This window comes from Euzebya pacifica, from assembly GCF_003344865.1.
Lineage (GTDB): Bacteria > Actinomycetota > Nitriliruptoria > Euzebyales > Euzebyaceae > Euzebya > Euzebya pacifica.
In genome coordinates, this window is the sequence record NZ_CP031165.1 from 1,965,451 (window position 1) to 1,981,598 (window position 16,148).

Below are 16,148 nucleotides of genomic sequence, written 5' to 3' on the forward strand. Positions count from 1 at the left end.
GACGGTCTTGACAAGCAAACGAAAGTGGCTGTACACCTGCTCGTCACATGGCGGACATGATCGAGCGACGCAACTTCCAGCATGCCGATGGGCGCTGGTTGTACCTCTACGGCGATGCTGACGGCAGTTCACTTCCGGCGACGCTGCCCGATGACGAGGTTGCGGTTGCGGAACCCCCCGCCATCCACCAGCGGTACAACGCCCTGCGCGACAGCTGGGTCGCGGTCTCGCCAGCCCGCAACACCCGGCCACACGCGCCATCGGCCCGCGCCGCCGCATCCGGCTGCCCGCTGTGCCCGGGTGGGCCCGAGGTGCCCGTCGACTACGCCGCCGCCGTCTTCGACAACCGGTTCCCCTCCTTCGTGCCCGAGCCACCGGCCGCCCCCGCCGGACCGTCGCTGCCGACCCTGCCCGCGCTGACCGCACCCTCGCGCGGTCGGTGCGAAGTGGTGCTGTACACCCCGACCCACACGGGCTCCCTCGCCACCCTCACCGACGCCGAGCTGGCAAGGGTCATCGCCATCTGGGCAGACCGCTCCAGCGCCCTGTGGGCCGATCCGGCCAACCGCGTCGTGATGGTCTTCGAGAACCGGGGTGAAGCGGTCGGTGCCACGCTGTCCCACCCCCACGGCCAGATCTACGCGCTGGACCGCATCCCCCCGGCCGTCGCCCATCGCACCGCCGCCCTGGCCACGCACCGCGCCCGCACCGGCGCGTCGCTGTCACAGGCCGTCGTGGACGTCGACGCCGCCAGCGACCGCTGCCTGTTCCTCGACGACGCCTTCGTGGCAGCCGTGCCCTTCGCACCCGACTGGCCCTTCGAGGTGCACGTCCGAGCACGCCGCGAGGGCGCCCGCCGACTGCAGGACCTGACCGCGGAGGAACGGGTGTCCCTCGCCCTCGCGCTGCGCACCGTCGTCACCGCCTACGACCGGGTCTGGGACGAACCGATGGCCTACCTGATGGTCTGCCACGAGGCACCCGCCGATGCCGAGGGCCTGCCCGTCGCGGACCATCGCCTGGCCTTCGAGTTCCTCCCGCCCCACCGTTCGCCCGCCAAGCTCAAGGTCCGCGCCAGCGTCGAGACCGCGCTGGGTGTCTTCATCAACGACACCCTGCCCGAGGACTCCGCTGCCCTGCTGCGCGCCGCCGCCCCCCAGCCGGGGCCGGAGCAGCGCGCGGCCATCCCCCGCCTGGAGATCGCTGCAGACCGACCGGCTGCACCGACCGGGTGACCACAGATCTGCGTCATGCGACGCCGGCCACCCGGCCTGCGTCCGACACGAAGGGGAGAGACATGAGCCGATATCGCTGGCTGGGACTCGTGATGGTCCTGGCAATGCTTGCCGCCGCGTGCGGCAGCGAGGTCAGCACCGACGAGGACGCCGAGGACACCACGGCCGACACCGCCGAGACCGCTGACGACGCTGCCGAGGAGGACGCTGCCGAGGAAGAGCCTGCCGAGGAGGCACCCGTCGAGGAGGAGCCTGCCGACGACGACGGCGCGTCCGATGGCGAGGTCGCCCTCCGCTGGCGCACCCGGCCCGACAACCAGGCCGAGATCGACGTCTACTCCGAGGTCAGCGAGACCGTGGACGGCGAATGGGACGGCGTGACGCTGGCCTACGAGCCCGGCGGCTCCGAGACCTCCTCCTACCAGGACGTGCTGCGCACCGAGATCGCCGCAGGCACCGCCCCCGACGTCTTCTGGATCCCCGGCACCGACGTGGCCGACTTCGCCACCCGTGGCCTGATCCTCGACCTTCGCGAGCTGGCCGAGTCCTCCGATGCCTACGCCGGCGACGACGCCTACTACAGCCAGGTCATGGACCTGCTGACGGTGTCGCCCGACGCCGGCGACAACTCCTCGCTGTGGGGCCTTCCCCGCGACGTGTCGGCCTTCGCCCTGTACCTCAACATGGACCTGATCGAGGAGGCCGGCGCCGCCGACCCCCGCGAGCTCGCCGCCAGCGGTGAGTGGGACTGGGACGCCTTCCGGGAGGTCGCCGACGCCGTCGCCGCCCTCGACCCGCAGATCAACGGCTTCGGCATGAACAACTGGTGGGCCAACCCCGGCTACTGGATCAACGCGGCCGGCGGCTCCTTCTTCACCGACGACCGAACCGGCTGCGCGGTCAACACCGACGAGTCCATCCAGGGCCTGGAGTTCATGACCGGCCTGTACCAGGACGGCATCGCGGTTCCCTACGGCGAGGACGCCGAACCCCCGTTCCTGGCCGGCCAGGTCGGCATGTTCATGAACGGGCGCTGGGCCACCCCGGGCACCCGCGCCTCCGCCACCTTCGACTGGGACGTCGTCAAGCTCCCCGACGGCCCCGGTGGCCCCTCCAACTGGCTGTTCTGGGGTGCCTACGTCGTCAACGCCAACACCGAGCACCCCGAGGAGGCCTTCGAGCTGGTCACCCGCCTGACCGACGGCGCCGTCCAGGGCACCATCGCCGAGCTGGGGGCCAACATCCCCTCGCGCATCGACGACCCGGCCGTGATCGAGACCTTCCTCGGCTTCACCCCGCCGGAGAACAACCAGGCGTTCGTCGACGGGATCAGCGAGAACCCGGTCGCCGAGGGTCCGCTGTGGCAGGGCGACTGGCCGGCGTTCGACTCGGCCCTGGCCCCGCAGATCGAGGCGCTCGTCGCGGGCGACACCTCGCTGGAGGACTTCCAGGCCACGGCCTGCGACGCGCTGGACGCCACCTTCCAGTAGGTCCCCAGTCCAGCCCCGCCGGGGTGCGTTCGCCATCGCGCTGCGCACCCCGGCGGCATCACCACCGGAGCCACCATGACCGCCACGACCACCTCCCCCAAGGGACGGATCGGCGACGTGTCCGCAACCGCGTGGACCGCGGCCCTGACGGGCTGGCACACCGTCCACCTCGTGGGTGCGGTCGTGGCGGCCCTCGTGCTCCTCGGCAGCGACGAACCCAGCGGCGCGGTCGCGATCGGGTTGCTCGTCACCGCGATCGCCGCTGCCGTCGCTGACCTCGTCACCATCGTCGGTCTCCGTCGTCGACGTCCCGCCGGCCTGCTCGGCACCGTCGTCATCGGCTACCTGACCGCTGTGGGCGCGGCCGCCGTGCTGCTGCAACGGCTGGGTGTCTTCACCGGCATGGATGCCCTCGGCGACACCTTCGTCCGAGGCGTGCCGTTCCTGCTGCTCGCCGTGGCCGCCTACGCCGCGACCGCGTCGACGCGGCTGGCCCGGGTGGCCCGCTGGGTCGCCATCGCCTCCCTGGCCGCCATGCTGATCGCCGTCGGGCTCCTGCCCGGCCTGCTGACCTTCGTCGGCCGCCTCGCCGGGGGCACCGAGCTGGCCCTGCTCGTCATCGCGGTCACGGGCGCGGTCGTGGCCTTCCGAAGCCGACGCAGCGACGTGGTCCAGCACCTTCGCGCCACCCGCGCAACGAGCGCCACCCTCGACGGCCTGCTGTTCGTCAGCCCCAACGCCCTGGGCTTCCTCGCCTTCTTCGCCGGCCCGCTGCTGTTCAGCCTGTGGGTCAGCCTCAACGACTGGGACGCCTTCGGCACCCCGGACTTCATCGGGCTGGCCAACTACGTGCGCATCGTGTCGCTCAGCGTGGCCACCGCCGAGGCCGGGCAGCTGGGCAACGAGGTCCTGCTGTCGGGGTACACCGAGGTCCTGCGCCTCGGCAACATCGTCATCGGCGCCCAGGACCCGGTCTTCTGGAAGTCGATCGTCAACATCGTGGTGTTCGCCGCCCTCGCCATCCCGCTGTCGGTGATCCCGGCGCTCGGGCTGGCCTCGCTGCTCAACAGCGACGCGCCGGGCATCAAGGCCTTCCGCGCCATCTACTTCGTCCCCTCCATCGCGGGCGTGGTGGCCGTCGCGCTGATCTGGCGACAGCTGTTCAACGCGACCGTCGGCTGGGTCAACTACCTGCTCGACCGGCTCGCGGTGGCCTGGTCCGCCCTGCCGTTCACCCCCGAGCTGGTCGCGGGCCAACCGCAGTGGCTCAGCGACGACGGCCTCGCGCTGATCTCCCTCGTCATCGTGTTCGCCTGGCAGTACGTCGGCTTCAACACCGTCCTGTTCCTCGCCGGCCTGCAGTCCATCGACCCGACCCTGACGGAGGCGGCCATGATCGACGGCGCCAACCGTTGGCAGCGGTTCCGCTACATCACCCTGCCGCAGCTGGCCCCGACCACCTTCTTCGTGGTCGCCTCCACCGGCATCCTCGCGCTGCAGCTGTTCGGCGAGGCCGTCGTGTTGTTCCCGACCTACACCCCGGTCGGCTCCGGCCCGCAGGGGTCGACCCTCACCCCCGTGGTCTACCTCTACGACCAGGGCTTCCGACGGTTCGCCCAGGGCTACGCCTCGGCCGTCGCCTGGGTCCTGTTCCTCCTGATCTTCGCGTTCACCTTCGTGCAGTTCCGCCGCCAGCGGGCTGACGTGGAAGGGGTCTGACCATGGCCGACACCACCACCCACCGGACGGCGACGGCCTCCGGAGCCGCGCTGTCGGACAGCGAACGCCGCGGACGCCGGCGCGAACGCCTGCGTCGCGCCGGGCTCTACACCGTCCTGACCGTCGTCGGGCTGGGACTGCTGTTCCCCTTCCTCGTGGTCGCCGGCGCCTCGCTGAAGGCACGCGACGACATCTTCCGCTACCCGCCCCGCCTGCTGCCCTACAGCCAGGACGTCGCCCAGGTCGCCGGCCAGGACGAGGCGCTGCCCCTCTACGACATCGACGGGGAGGAACGAGTCCTGCTGGAGGGCGTCGGCGGCGGCGACGGGGCGTTCGCGCTGCCGGAGGACCCGACCGACGTGGTCGAGGCGAACATCCGCACCGCGACGACGGTCGACAGCGTGACCGCACGGACCGAGAACTTCGGCGAGGTCCTGGACCAGCAGAACCTCGGCCGGTCGCTCACCAACACGATCCTCGTGACCGTGCTCGTCGTCGGCGGGACGGTCCTGACCTCGCTGATGGGTGGCTACGCGTTCGCCCGCATCAGCTTCCCCGGCCGCGATGCGCTGTTCCTCGTCTACATCGGTTCGATCATGGTGCCGTTCGTCATCCTGATCGTGCCGCTCTACCAGGTGATGGTCGGGCTCGGCTGGGTCGATTCACTGGCGGCGCTGGTGTTCCCGTTCGTGTTCAACGCCTACGGGACGTTCCTCATCCGCCAGTTCTTCGTCTCCATCCCCAAGGAGCTGGAGGAAGCCGCCGTGCTCGACGGCGCCAGCCGCTGGACCATCCTGTGGCGCATCTTCGTGCCCCTGTCGGCACCGGCCATCGCGACCCTGTCGACCTTCATGTTCCTGTACGCGTGGAACAGCTTCGTGTGGCCCTTCATCGTCATCAACGCCGGCAACACCGACAACCACGTGCTGACCCTGTCGCTGCAGCAGCTCGGTGGCCGTGCAGCCGACACGCCCAACCTCATCTTCGCCGCCGTCATCATCGCGATCGCCGTCCCCGTCACGGTGTTCGTCCTGGCCCAGCGGTACTTCGTGGAGAACCTCGCGAGCAGCGGGATCAAGTAGGAGCAGTCATCGTGATCAACGTCCGCGCCCTCGTGGCGCTCCTCGCCCTGTCCGCCATGACGATGTCCGTCGTCCCCCTCGTGTCGGCGGAGGCCGGTACCGAGGGCCCCGTGGAGGAGGTGGCCATCGACCTCGAGGGGGCCTGGCGCTTCTCCACCGGTGACGAGGACGCCTGGGCCGATCCCGACTTCGACGACTCCGCCTGGGAGGAGGTGCAGGTCCCCACCGACGGTGGCCAGGACGTCTTCGACGACTACGACGGCTTCGCGTGGTTCCGCCTCGCCTTCGACCTCCCGGCCGGGATCGACGGGGTCAACCTCGCCGCCTCGCTGGGCTTCATCGACGACGCCGACATCGCCTACCTCAACGGGGTGGAGATCGGCCGAACCGGCGTGATGCCACCGGACTCCGACAGCCAGTGGTTCGAACGGCGCCTCTACCCCGTGCCAGCCGAGGCGCCGGTGGTCGGTGGCCGCAACGTGCTGGCGGTTCGCATCAACGACTTCACCGGCGGCGGGGGCTGGTACCGCGGACCGGTCGGCCTGTTCTCCAAGACCTCCCTGCGCGAGGTCGTGTACGGCATCACGGGTTCGCCGGCCGACGCGGCGACGACCGCGACGGTCACCGAGCTGTTGGCCACCCAGGCCGACGCGCTCGCCGACGGGGACCTCGACGCGTTCGAGGCCACCCTGACCGACGGCTACGTGCACGACGGCCGCGACACCGACCGTCGGCGCCGTGAGCTGGCCGGCTGGCTGGCGGAGTCCGACGGCACGCTCGTGCTCACCGACGCCGAGGTCGAAATCATCCGGGCTGACGACGGGCGCCTGCTGGTGGACACCAACCGGTCGATCACCGGCACCCGCGACGGCGAGCCGTTCGCCTTCCAGCCGGTCACGCAGGAGTTCCTCGTGATCGACCCCGTGACGGGACTCGAGGCCGGCAACCACTCCCGCTTCTTCCGCGACCTCGTCGAACCCGGTGTGGAGGGCAAACGGCGGGAGTACGTGGTGTACCTGCCGCCGTCCTACTACGAGGCACCCGACCACCGGTTCCCGACGGTGTACCTGCTGCACGGCATCAACGGTGGCTCGCGCGAGTGGGAACCCCGCGACTTCCAGGCGCGGCTGGACGAGCTGTTCACCACCGGCGGGCTGGCGGAGTCCATCGTGGTCATGCCCGACGGCGAGTCGCTGTGGTACATCGACTCCTCCGTGACCCCGTGGCGGTCGATGTTCATCGACGAGATGCTCCCGCAGGTCGACGCGGAGTACCGCACCTTGCCGGAGCGGGCGTTCCGGGGGCTGTCGGGGGTGTCGATGGGTGGCCACGGTGCCTTCACCGTCGGCTGGTCCAACCCAGACCTGTTCAGCTCGATCGCCAGCCACATGGGCGCCCTCAGCCTGCCGCCGCTGGTCGGTGACGCCGACGAGATGGCCGCCAACGCCGACGAGGCCCCGCTGGTCCAGGTCACCGGCCACACTCCGGCCTTCCTGTCGAGCTTCGCCTACTTCTTCGACGCCTGCGCCGACGACGACTTCCGCTTTGGCGAGGCGGTGGAGGCCATGGACGGACAGCTGACCGCCAAGATGGTCGAGCACACCGCGATCGTCTATCCCGAGGGACGCCACAACGACGACTGCTGGTTGCCGCGCATCGACGCGTCGTTCGGCCTGCACTCCGACAGCTTCCGGGCCGCCGGCCTGGTCGAGCCGCCGCCGGTGGAGGGGCTCGACGTGCGACGGCTGGCCGGTCCGGACCGCATCGCCACGTCGGTGGCGATGTCGGTCGAGGGCTGGGAGGCCGCCGACGCCGCCGTGCTGGCCAGCGCCGCGGACTTCCCCGACGCCCTGACGGCCGGCCCGCTGGCGATGGCCGTCGACGGGCCGCTGCTGCTCAGCGCCCCCGACGCCCTGTCGACCCCGGTGGCCGACGAGCTGGCCCGGCTGGACGTTGCGACCGTCTACCTCGCCGGTGGACAGCAGGCGCTGTCGGCTGCGGTCGAGGTCGAGCTGACCGCCCGCGGGTACGAGGTCGTGCGGCTGGCAGGGGAGGAGCGGACCGCCACCGCCCGTGCCATCGCCGAACGGATCGTGGCGTTGCGGGGCGACGCCGAGACGGTGGTCCTTGCCCGCAGCGACGCGTTCGCCGACGCTTTGGCCGCATCGTCGGTCGCCGCGACGGGCGTGGTCCCGGTGCTGCTGACCGGCTCCGACGCCCTGTCGGAGACGACCGGCCAGGCGCTGGCCGACCTGCTGCCCGAGGGCGCGACGGTCGTCCTCGCCGGTGGCGACGCCGCGTTGTCGCCCGCGGTCGAGCAGGCCGTGACCGACGCCGGGTTCGTCGCCGACCGACGGGGCGGCGATGACCGCTGGGCCACCGCTGCCGCGCTGCGAGCAGCCGCTGGCGAACGAGGTGGCGGGGGGCTGGACCCGCTGGTCCTCGCGTCCGGCACGGCCTTCCCCGACGCCCTGGGCGCCGGCGTGCTGGCCGCTCGCCTCGGTGGCGGCCTGCTGCTGGTCGACCCGAGTGACCTGGACGCGAGCCCCGCCAGCGCGGCAGCGCTCGACGGTGCCGCCCCCGACCGGGTCCTCGTCGCCGGTGGACCGGCAGCGATCAGCGACCGGGTGCTGGAGCAGGTCCGAGCGGCCCTTGCTGGTTGACGGCCGCTAGACGGCCTGGCGACGGCGGGCGCTGGTGGCGATCGACACCAGCGCTGCCGCCGTGATCGTCAGCGCCAGCAGGCCGGCGAGGTGGCTCAGGTCGGCGTAGCTGCTGAGCTGGTAGATCACGCCGGCCGACAGGCTGGCCAGCGCGCCCGAACCGCTCATCAGCAGGTCGGCCGCACCCTGCACGCCGACCCGTTCCAGCGGCGGGAACGCGGCGGTCAACATCGTGCTGCCGGCGACCAGACCGCAGCTCCAGCCGATGCCGATGAGGAACAGGCCGACGAAGACGCCCATGGAGTCCTCGGCACGGGTGTGTGAGGCCATCTCGCCACCCACGAACAGCGCCACCCCGCCGAGGGCCAGCACCGCCCGTGGGCCGATCCGGTCCACCGCCCACCCCACCACGGGGGCGAAGACGTACATCCCGATGATGTGGACGCTGATGACGAACCCGACGACCTGCAGCTCGTGGGCGCCGGAGCGCATGTGCAGCGGGGTGGCGGTCATCACCCCGGTCATCACCGCCTGGCCGACGACCATGCCGCCGGCCGCCAGCCGGGCGGCGGGGTTGGCCGCGATCGCCCGCACCGGCCCGGCGGCTTCACTGATCCGCTCCTTCAACGCCTGGAGCGCGCCGGTCGTCGGTGCGGCGGGTCGCAGGGCCCCCAGCACCTCCAGCGGGTCGGGGCGCAGCCACCGGTGAACCAGCCCGGCTGCCCCGACGAACACCACGGCCGACAGGAGGTTCGGGCCGGCCAGCGCCGGCAGCCCGGCCGCCTCGGCAGCCTGACCGACCGCCCCCAGGCCCACAGTGGGGCCGAGCACCGCCCCCAGGCTGCTGGCCCACACCAGCAGGCCGATCGCCCGTGCCCGGCCAGCGTCGTCAGCAAGGTCCGCGGCCGCGAACCGGGCGGCCAGCCCCGATGCCTGGCCCACGCCGACGCCGAGCGAACCCAGCAGCAGCAACGGATACAGCCCGGTGATCGCCGCGACCGCCGCCAGCGCGCTGCCGGCCGCCCCGATCGACCAGCCCCGGACGAGCCCGGCACGCCGGCCCGTGCGGGCCATCCGCTGGGCCAGCGGCACGGTCGAGAGGGCACCGCCGATGGTCACGCACGACGCGGCGAGGGTGCCCAGCGCCGCCGCACCCGTCAGGTCCTCGCCCAGCAGGGCGGCGGAGGAGAAGCTGCCCGTCACGCCGATCCCGGCGGGCACCACGGCCAGCATGAGCAGGCGCAGCGTCCGACGCTGCACGTCGGCGTGGTCGGCAGCCCTGCGGTCGTGCATGGTCACCGATCGTGCCGTGGCCATCGGGACCACTTCGGTGTCCACCCGGCCCGCCGCGTCGGCCCGATCGGTGCGTACCCTTGCAGCAATGGCCGTCAACGCCCACTTCCGTTCCATCACCGATCGCGCCGTCGTGCCGATGGGGCGCGGCATGGTGCGCCTCGGCCTGACCGCCAACACGCTGACCACCCTCGGCCTGCTCGGGGTCGTCGTCGGCATGGGCGTCCTGCTGTCCGGCCGCCCCGTGCTCGGGGGCTGGATCGCGGCACTGTCCACGGCGCTGGACGCCTTCGACGGCACGGTGGCCCGCCTCACCAACACCCAGAGCGAGCTCGGGGCGTTCTACGACTCCGTGGCCGACCGCGTGGCCGACGCCACCATCTTCGGAGCGTGCCTGTGGCTGGCCCGGGGCGAACCGCTGACCTTCACCCTCGTCATGGTCGCCCTGGCCGCCGCGCTGATCACCAGCTACGTGCGGGCCAAGGCCGAGTCGCTTGGCTGGGACGCCACCGTCGGCCTGATCGAGCGGCCCGAACGGGTCGTCATCATCCTCCTCGCCGTCGGCTACGGCTTCCTCGTCTGGGGCGCCGGCATCCTCGCGGTCGGCGGCGTCATCACCATCGTCCAGCGGCTCCACGCCGTCTACGGCCAGGCCACCGCAGTGGTCCAGCCCTCCGACCGGTAGGGCCCATCGGCCGACCGGGCTGGCCGACCCGGTCCAGCCGGCCGGGGCACACCACGCGTGTCGGGTTTCGGGCCGCCCGTCGCAAGGATCCAACACGCGACGGGGTTGGCCGGGGGCCACGACCGGACGCGTGTCGGGTTCAGGGCCGCCCGTCGCAGGAACCCGACAAGCGACAGGTCAGGCGTGACAGGATGCGGACATCGGCCGACCGGGCTGGCCGGGTGGTGCGGCGCGCCGCGTAGGCTTCCGTCGCGGTGGCCGACCTCGAACAACACGCTGGCGACCCGACACCGATGGTGCCGGGTCTTCCTCCTGCGCCCAGGGCGGACTTCGGTCCCCGGGCCGACGGCAGCCATGCCTACCGCGGGTCGGGACATCCCGGCGCACCGGTGGACCGCAACCACGGTGCGGTCGACCGGGTTCCGCCGCCCCGTACCCCCGAGTCGCTGACCCAGCGCCTGACCGGCTACGCCTGGGACGCCGCGTGGGAGACGGTGCGTGTCCTGCCGAGCCGGCCCGTCTTCGGGATGGCCGGGGTCGGCGCCGGGGTCGCCCGCCGCGTGGCCGACGATGCGATGATCCGCCGGAACCTGTCCCGTGTCGTCCCGGCCGAAGAGCTGGACGACGCCGTGGAGGGGGCCTACGCCTCCTACGCCCGCTACTACGCCGAGGCGTTCCGGGCCGACGTCATGGACCCCGTGTGGCTGGACGAACGCACCACCACGAGCGGGTTCGAGCACCTCGACGGCGTCCTCGACCAGGGACGCGGCGCGATCATCCTGCTGGCCCACCACGGGTCGTGGGACGTCGCCGCCCGCTGGGCGGAATCCCACGGCTACCACCTGGCCTGCGTCGCGGAGGTCCTGCGACCCCGCCGGGTCTTCCACAAGTTCGTCACCATGCGCGAGCGGCTGGGCCTGGAGATCGTGCCGCTGCGCCGGGGCGACGACCTGACCGGTCGGCTGGCACGCGTGCTCGAGCAGAACCACCTGGCCGGCCTGCTCAGCGACCGGGACCTGTCGGGCAAGGCCCCGCTGGTCCAGCTGTTCGGCGAACCCGCCCGCATCCCGGCCGGCCCCGCCCTGCTGAACCGCCGGACCGGCGCACCCATCGTCCCCATCACGATGATGCACCGCCCCGGCACCCGCTATCACCTGCAGGTCCTCCCGCCGCTGGAGACCGAGGGGGCCGACCTCCGCGAGGCCGTCCAGGTGACCGCGCGCGGCATCGAGGATCTCATCCGGCTGGCGCCCGAGCAGTGGCATGCCTTCCAGCCGATCTTCGAGGCCGACCGCCCCATCACCGCCAGACGAGAGGGAACGTCGTGAAGATCGCCTTGGTGTGCCCTTACGACTGGAGCATGCCTGGGGGTGTGAAGGCCCACGTCGGCAACCTGGCGGAGTTCCTGCTGGACCGCCACGACGTGCGCATCTACGCACCCGCCAGCAAGCGGCTCCGCGGCGAGGGCCTGGACAAGCTCGTCCAGGTCGTCGGTCGCCCGGTGCCCATCCGCTACAACGACTCCGTCGCACCCGTCGGGCTGAACCCCCGGATCATCTACCGGATGAAGCGCCAGCTGAACGACTGGGGCCCCCACGTCACCCACATCCACGAGCCGTTGGCGCCGTGGGTGTCGATGGCGGCGACCGTCGCCGGTCCGATGCCGAAGATCGGCACGTTCCACGCATGGTCGACCGGCGACCGGGTCTACCGGGCCACCGCCCCGTTCATCCGCAAGATCGTCGGTGACCTCAAGGTCCGGGTGGCCGTCTCCCCGTCGGCGCAGAGCTTCGCCTCCCAGGCGCTGGGGGTCCCCACCGGCCAGTTCAGGATCCTTCCCAACGGTGTGGACGACACCCGGTTCGCCGAAGCCGAGCCACTGCACGACCTCGTCGACGAGAGCCGACCGCTGCTGCTGTTCGTCGGTCGGCTGGAGAAGCGCAAGGGCCTGGAGACGCTCATCAAGGCGTTCCTGCGCCTGCGGGCACAGGGCCACCACCTGCGGCTGGTCGTGGTGGGGGAGGGGCCCGAACGCGAACGCTGCCAGTCCCTCGTCCCGCCGAGCCTGCGGACCGAGGTGCTGTTCGTCGGCGCGGTCAGTCACAACGACCTGCCGCGCTACCACGCCTCCGCCGACGTGTTCGTGTCACCCGCGATGGGCGGGGAGTCCTTCGGCATCGTCCTGCTGGAGGGCATGGCCGCCGGGCTGCCGGTCGTCGCCTCCAACATCCCCGGCTACCGCACCGTGATGACCGATGGGGTGCAGGGCCGAATGGTCCCACCGGGCAACGCCGTCGCGCTGGCCGACGCCCTCGAGGCGCTGCTCGCCAACGACAAGCTGCGCAAGGCCATGGCGGCCGAGGGGCTGCGGACCAGCGCGGAGTACGCGTGGCCGGTCGTGGGTGCCGAGGTGGAGGAGATGTATCGGGAGGTCCATCGCGCCCATGTCAGCGACCTCCAGTGACGACATAGAATCGCGCATTCGTGACTACCGCCCGTAACACCCTGCTCCTGTTCTGTGTGCTCGCCCTGCTGACCGCTGCGTGCGGCGGCGACGAGCCCGAACCCGTCGTGTCGGCCACCCCCACGGTGACCGCGGTTCCCGTGCCGGCGTTCACGCCCACGCCGACCCCGACACCCACCCCCAGCGAGGACGGCCCGGCCTATCCGCTGACCGGTGAGGAGGTCACCGACGAGACGCGGCTGGCGCTCCCGGCACTGGGGATCAAGGTCGACAACGCCCCCCAGGCCCGCCCCCAGCTCGGCCTGCAGGATGCCGACGTGGTGTTCGAGGAGCTCGTCGAGGGTGGCGTCACCCGGTTCCTGGCGATCTTCCACTCCACCGACCCCGGCGAGGTCGGCCCCGTCCGCTCGGGTCGTGACGTCGACGCAGACCTGTTCCCGCCCTTCGACGGGGTGCTGGCGATCTCCGGTGCGGCAGCCCCCACCTACAACGTGCTGTTCTCCGCCGGACTGACGGTGTTCGAGGAGGGCCAGGCCGGCGGAGCGATCCACCGTGTCGCCGACCGGTCGGCACCCCACAACCTCAACGCCACCGCCACCCAGCTGTGGGACGCCGGCGACGACCAGCCCGCCGCTGCCGAACCGTGGCCCTTCGACGCGACGATCCCCACCGGGGGTGCGCCGGTCGAGACGATCCTCGCGCCGTTCTCCGACGACTACCGCCACTCGTGGGCGTGGCGCGAGAGCAAGGGCGTGTTCGAGCGCGGCCAGAACGGCACCCGCCACCTGACCGCCGACGGCACCCAGATCTCGGCCGCCAACATCGTCTACGCCGAGGTCGAGACCGGCTCGGGCGGCGGCGTGGACGTGTCCGGATCGGCCACGGTCTCCATCGAGCTCATCGGTGGCGGCGAGGCGACGTTCTACCGGGACGGCCAGCGGTTCGAGGGCACCTGGCGCAAGACCGCCCGTGACGCCCAGTTCGAGTGGCTCGACGCCCGCGGACAGCCGTTCCCCCTCGCACCGGGCGCCACCTGGGTCGAGCTGCAGCCCGTCGGCCTGGGCCAGCAGGTCGACGTCGCTGACGTGTCGGCCGATGCCCCGACCGAGGAACCCACGGAGTAGGGCAGTGGAGCCCGAAGTGGCTCGAGAAAGTGGCCTCGATTTCGATGGGTACAGTGGCGCCATGAGCGAGCCCACCACCGAGACGACCGGCACCCGTCGCGTGAAGCGCGGCCTGGCCGACATGCTGAAGGGCGGCGTCATCATGGACGTCGTCAACGCCGAGCAGGCGAAGATCGCCGAGGAGGCCGGCGCGGTTGCCGTCATGGCCCTCGAGCGCGTGCCAGCCGACATCCGCCGCGACGGCGGCGTGGCCCGCATGTCCGACCCGGACATGATCGACGGCATCATCGACGCCGTGTCCATCCCCGTGATGGCCAAGGCGCGGATCGGCCACTTCGTCGAGGCGCAGATCCTGCAGTCCCTCGGCGTGGACTACATCGACGAGTCGGAGGTCCTGACCCCGGCCGACGAGGCCCACCACATCGACAAGCACGCGTTCACCGTGCCGTTCGTGTGCGGTGCCACCAACCTGGGCGAGGCCCTGCGGCGCATCGCCGAGGGGGCGGCCATGATCCGCTCCAAGGGCGAGGCCGGCACCGGCAACGTGGTCGAGGCGACCCGCCACATGCGGTCCATCGCCGGCGAGATCCGCAAGCTGTCCACGATGGACGAGACCGAGCTGTACACGGCCGCCAAGAACCTCCAGGCGCCCGTCGAGCTGGTCCGCGAGGTCGCCGAGACCGGTTCGCTTCCCGTCGTGCTGTTCACCGCCGGTGGCCTGGCCACCCCGGCCGACGCGGCGATGATGATGCAGCTGGGTGCCGACGGCGTGTTCGTCGGCTCGGGCATCTTCAAGTCCGGCAACCCCGAGCAGCGTGCCCGCGCCATCGTGCAGGCCACCACCTACTTCGAGGACGCCGACATGCTGGCCAAGGTCAGCCGCAACCTCGGTGAGGCCATGGTCGGGATCAACCTCGACGAGCTGTCGGAGGACCAGAAGCTGGCCAAGCGCGGCTGGTGACCCTTCAGGACTGAACATCAACGGCCGCTCCGAAGGAGCGGCCGTTGGTCTGTCTCCGGGGTGTGCCGGTACGCGTCGCGCTGGCCTACAACCAGTCCTCGAAGGGGTCGAGGACGGCTTCGGCCCACTTCTTCCAGATCGGACGGTCGCGCCAGCGCTCGAGGTCGATGACCTCGGCCTTGGTGATGTCCTCCTCGTAGTGGGCGTCGAGGATGGCGACCAGGTCGGGGTCGAAGGCCACGATCGACAGCTCCTCGTTGTGGCGCATGCTGCGCTCGTCGACGTTGGCCGACCCGAACATCGCGAGCTCGCCGTCGATGGTGAGGACCTTGGCGTGCAGCATCGTCTGCTCGTAGTGGCGGATGGTGACCCCGCACTCCAGCATCCGCTCGTATTCGTCGGCGCTGGCCAGGTGGGTGACCCGGTTGTCCAGGTGGGTGCCCGGCAGCAGCAGCTCGACCTCCACGCCTCTGGCCGGGGCGGCGCACATCAGCTCCAGCATCCGCTCGCCGGGGACGAAGTAGGCCGTGGTGATCCGGATCCGCCGTTCGGCGCTGCGCAGCATGGCGTCCATGGCCAGGCCGACGTCGTGCCAGAACGGTCCGGAGGACCCCCGGAGCATCAGCAGATCGGTGTCGCCCTCCTTGGGGAGGTCGGGGAAGGTGTCCCCGTCGCAGACCGACGGGTGGCCGCACTCGACCCAGTGCTCGACGAACGCCGCACCCATCTGCCGCACGATCGGGCCGCGGAGCCGGAAGTGGGTGTCGCGCCACTCGTCGGGATTGCGGGCGTCGCCCTGCCACTCCTCGGCGATGCCGACGCCACCGGTCATCGCGACCCGCTCGTCGACGATCAGCAGCTTGCGGTGGGTGCGATGGTGCATGCGGCTGGGCCGGTCGTTGGCGGCCCGGAACAACTCGACCTCACAGCCGGCGTCCTTCATCTCGTCGACCAGGTCGCTGTCCATGGCCATGCTGCCGACGGCGTCGAGAATGACGCGGACGCGCACGCCATCACGGGCGCGATCGGCCAGCGTGTGGGCCATGCGCTGGGCGATGTCGCCGGTCCAGTACACGTAGGTGACCAGGTCGATCCGCCGCTCGGCCGACGCGATCGTCTCCATCATGGCCGGGAAGATCTCGTCGCCGTTGCGGAACACCTCCACAGCGTTGTCATGCGTGACCGATCCCCCGGTCACGCCCTCCAGTACAGCCCGGGCTCGTTCCATGTCACCCTGAGTGCCCCGTGGACGGTGCCGCCAAACGGATCCTCGAGCCGGCGCAGTGGCAAGGTCGTGTTGCGTTGAGTGGCGGTTGGGTGAACTGGCGGGTGTGAGGTTGACGGGGGCGGGTGGGTTGTCCTAGAACCGTCGGTATCGGTGGCCTGTTTGTTGGTCATCGCCCGTGAGTTGCGCCGCCTGACCCCTGCGTCG

At 71.3% G+C, this 16,148-nt stretch carries 12 protein-coding genes; 10 read left to right on the forward strand and 2 right to left on the reverse strand.

Annotated elements, in window-relative coordinates; translation table 11 throughout:
* Positions 1-56 precede the first annotated feature (56 nt).
* From galT to DVS28_RS08210, 5 genes are all read left to right on the forward strand, one after another.
* The gene (gene galT / locus DVS28_RS08190; RefSeq protein ID WP_216826478.1) at positions 57-1,235 is read left to right on the forward strand and encodes a galactose-1-phosphate uridylyltransferase; all 1,179 of its coding nucleotides are present in this window, start codon (positions 57-59) and stop codon (positions 1,233-1,235) included.
* Positions 1,236-1,297: 62 nt separating this feature from the next.
* Complete coding sequence (locus DVS28_RS08195; RefSeq protein WP_164710164.1) at positions 1,298-2,725, forward strand: ABC transporter substrate-binding protein; 1,428 nt, start codon at positions 1,298-1,300, stop codon at positions 2,723-2,725.
* A 75-nt stretch (positions 2,726-2,800) separates the two neighbouring features.
* Positions 2,801-4,444, forward strand: coding sequence for a carbohydrate ABC transporter permease (locus DVS28_RS08200; RefSeq protein WP_114591031.1), 1,644 nt, complete (start codon positions 2,801-2,803; stop codon positions 4,442-4,444).
* A 2-nt stretch (positions 4,445-4,446) separates the two neighbouring features.
* Positions 4,447-5,526 (forward strand): carbohydrate ABC transporter permease, encoded by a 1,080-nt coding sequence (locus tag DVS28_RS08205; protein ID WP_114591032.1) that lies wholly within the window; start codon positions 4,447-4,449, stop codon positions 5,524-5,526.
* Positions 5,527-5,537: 11 nt separating this feature from the next.
* Complete coding sequence (locus DVS28_RS08210; protein WP_114591033.1) at positions 5,538-8,189, forward strand: cell wall-binding repeat-containing protein; 2,652 nt, start codon at positions 5,538-5,540, stop codon at positions 8,187-8,189.
* Positions 8,190-8,195: 6 nt separating this feature from the next.
* On the opposite strand, the gene DVS28_RS08215 is transcribed toward DVS28_RS08210, so the two are convergent.
* Positions 8,196-9,482 carry an MFS transporter gene (locus tag DVS28_RS08215; protein ID WP_164710166.1) on the reverse strand — a complete coding sequence of 429 codons (1,287 nt, stop codon included), beginning with the start codon at positions 9,480-9,482 and terminating at the stop codon, positions 8,196-8,198.
* 88 nt (positions 9,483-9,570) lie between these two features.
* Here DVS28_RS08215 and DVS28_RS08220 point away from each other — a divergent pair, with 88 nt between their 5' ends.
* The 5 genes from DVS28_RS08220 (at position 9,571) to pdxS (ending at position 14,716) form a co-directional block, all read left to right on the forward strand.
* The gene (locus tag DVS28_RS08220; RefSeq protein ID WP_164710168.1) at positions 9,571-10,167 is read left to right on the forward strand and encodes a CDP-alcohol phosphatidyltransferase family protein; all 597 of its coding nucleotides are present in this window, start codon (positions 9,571-9,573) and stop codon (positions 10,165-10,167) included.
* A 254-nt stretch (positions 10,168-10,421) separates the two neighbouring features.
* Positions 10,422-11,495, forward strand: coding sequence for a phosphatidylinositol mannoside acyltransferase (locus tag DVS28_RS08225; protein WP_114591035.1), 1,074 nt, complete (start codon positions 10,422-10,424; stop codon positions 11,493-11,495).
* A gap of 32 nt (positions 11,496-11,527) precedes the next feature.
* The gene (locus DVS28_RS08230; RefSeq protein ID WP_164710170.1) at positions 11,528-12,631 is read left to right on the forward strand and encodes a glycosyltransferase family 4 protein; all 1,104 of its coding nucleotides are present in this window, start codon (positions 11,528-11,530) and stop codon (positions 12,629-12,631) included.
* Between the two features lie 20 nt (positions 12,632-12,651).
* On the forward strand, positions 12,652-13,755 hold the full coding sequence (locus DVS28_RS08235; protein WP_114591037.1) for a DUF3048 domain-containing protein: 1,104 nt from the start codon (positions 12,652-12,654) through the stop codon (positions 13,753-13,755).
* A gap of 61 nt (positions 13,756-13,816) precedes the next feature.
* Complete coding sequence (gene pdxS / locus DVS28_RS08240) at positions 13,817-14,716, forward strand: pyridoxal 5'-phosphate synthase lyase subunit PdxS (protein WP_164710171.1); 900 nt, start codon at positions 13,817-13,819, stop codon at positions 14,714-14,716.
* A gap of 85 nt (positions 14,717-14,801) precedes the next feature.
* On the opposite strand, the gene DVS28_RS08245 is transcribed toward pdxS, so the two are convergent.
* The gene (locus DVS28_RS08245) at positions 14,802-15,881 is read right to left on the reverse strand and encodes a phospholipase D-like domain-containing protein (RefSeq protein ID WP_216826479.1); all 1,080 of its coding nucleotides are present in this window, start codon (positions 15,879-15,881) and stop codon (positions 14,802-14,804) included.
* Positions 15,882-16,148 lie beyond the last annotated feature (267 nt).

Excerpts from the sequence above, each read along its gene's own strand:
- galT (WP_216826478.1), top strand. The coding sequence starts at position 57 with ATGATCGAGCGACGCAACTTCCAGCATGCCGATGGGCGCTGGTTGTAC.
- DVS28_RS08195 (WP_164710164.1), top strand. The coding sequence starts at position 1,298 with ATGAGCCGATATCGCTGGCTGGGACTCGTGATGGTCCTGGCAATGCTT.
- DVS28_RS08200 (WP_114591031.1), top strand. The coding sequence starts at position 2,801 with ATGACCGCCACGACCACCTCCCCCAAGGGACGGATCGGCGACGTGTCC.
- DVS28_RS08205 (WP_114591032.1), top strand. The coding sequence starts at position 4,447 with ATGGCCGACACCACCACCCACCGGACGGCGACGGCCTCCGGAGCCGCG.
- DVS28_RS08215 (WP_164710166.1), bottom strand. The coding sequence starts at position 9,482 with ATGCACGACCGCAGGGCTGCCGACCACGCCGACGTGCAGCGTCGGACG.
- DVS28_RS08220 (WP_164710168.1), top strand. The coding sequence starts at position 9,571 with ATGGCCGTCAACGCCCACTTCCGTTCCATCACCGATCGCGCCGTCGTG.
- DVS28_RS08230 (WP_164710170.1), top strand. The coding sequence starts at position 11,528 with ATGCCTGGGGGTGTGAAGGCCCACGTCGGCAACCTGGCGGAGTTCCTG.
- pdxS (WP_164710171.1), top strand. The coding sequence starts at position 13,817 with ATGAGCGAGCCCACCACCGAGACGACCGGCACCCGTCGCGTGAAGCGC.